Below are 1,294 nucleotides of genomic sequence, written 5' to 3' on the forward strand. Positions count from 1 at the left end.
TCAAAACTCAAGGCTGCTGTGCTGCTTTGCCAGAGCATCAGGGGCAAACTAAACAAGCTCAGATTTTTGCGCGGCAAATGATTGATAGTTTTGAAGGCACTGGTGTTGAGGCAGTGATTATCAATGCTGCTGGTTGTGGTCATACGCTCAAGGAATATGGGCATATTCTGGAAGATGACCTAGAGTATCGAGAAAAAGCTCAGAAATTTGCCGATACAGTAAAAGATGTACAAGAATTTTTATCTGAAGTGGGGCTGACGGCAAATTTGTCACCGCTCAAAGATGAAGCGTTGACTATAGTTTATCAGGATGCCTGTCACCTACTGCATGGACAGAAAATTAGTGTACAACCACGGCAGTTGTTACGGCAAATTCCGGGAGTGCAGTTGCGAGAACCACTAGATGCGGCTTTGTGTTGTGGTAGTGCTGGGGTTTACAACCTGTTGCAACCGGAAGTGGCAGATGAGTTGGGACAGCAAAAGGTGGAGAATTTGCTCAATACTGGGGCTGAGTTGATTGCTTCCCCTAATCCTGGTTGTTCGTTGCAAATTCAGAAAAATTTGCGTTTGCAAGGGAAAGAAATTAGTTTAATGCATCCGATGGAATTGTTGGATTATTCAATTCGAGGGGTGAAGTTGAAGAGTTAAGAGAGGGGGAGATGGGGGGATGGCTTGGGGAGATAATGACCCTTCTTTGTTCTGCGATTAATGCACAACAGTTTAGTAGAGCAAAACTCAACTGAGAACTACTGTAAACTTATCCAGGATATTTCAAGTAAAGGGCTTGCCAGAAATCCAGTCCTTTACTTGAATAAAGAAATAGGAAAATAAACTTTTGTTAAGAAAGGAGTTAAAAGGAGCTAATATGTACATCGTTCAAATTGCCTCTGAGTGCGCCCCCGTCATTAAAGCTAGAGGCTTAGGCGATGTTGTTTACGGACTTAGTCGAGATCTAGATATTCGTGGAAATTGCGTCGAACTGATTTTGCCCAAGTATGACTGCATGCGCTACGACCATATTTGGGGACTACATGATGCCTATCGCGAGTTGTGGGTACCCTGGTATGGTGCTGCAATCCACTGTTCTGTTTACTGCGGTTGGGTACACGGGCAAGTCTGCTTTTTTATCGAACCCCATTCCAATGATAACTTCTTTAACCGAGGCTATTATTACGGTGGCAATGATGACACTATGCGTTTTGCCTTTTTCAGCAAAGCCGCCTTGGAATTCTTGCTTAAGAGCAACAAACGTCCGGATGTCATCCATTGCCATGACTGGCAGACAGGCTTAGTAA

2 protein-coding genes are annotated in these 1,294 nt (G+C 44.0%); both read left to right on the forward strand.

The features are described 5' to 3' along the window. A partial coding sequence (locus F6K23_RS40745) for a (Fe-S)-binding protein (RefSeq protein WP_293166935.1) occupies window positions 1–647 on the forward strand: 647 nt, incomplete at its 5' end. 217 nt (window positions 648–864) lie between these two features. Continuing rightward, a partial coding sequence (locus F6K23_RS40750; RefSeq protein WP_293166937.1) for a glycogen/starch synthase occupies window positions 865–1,294 on the forward strand: 430 nt, incomplete at its 3' end.

The organism is Okeania sp. SIO2C9, from assembly GCF_010672455.1.
GTDB lineage: Bacteria > Cyanobacteriota > Cyanobacteriia > Cyanobacteriales > Microcoleaceae > Okeania.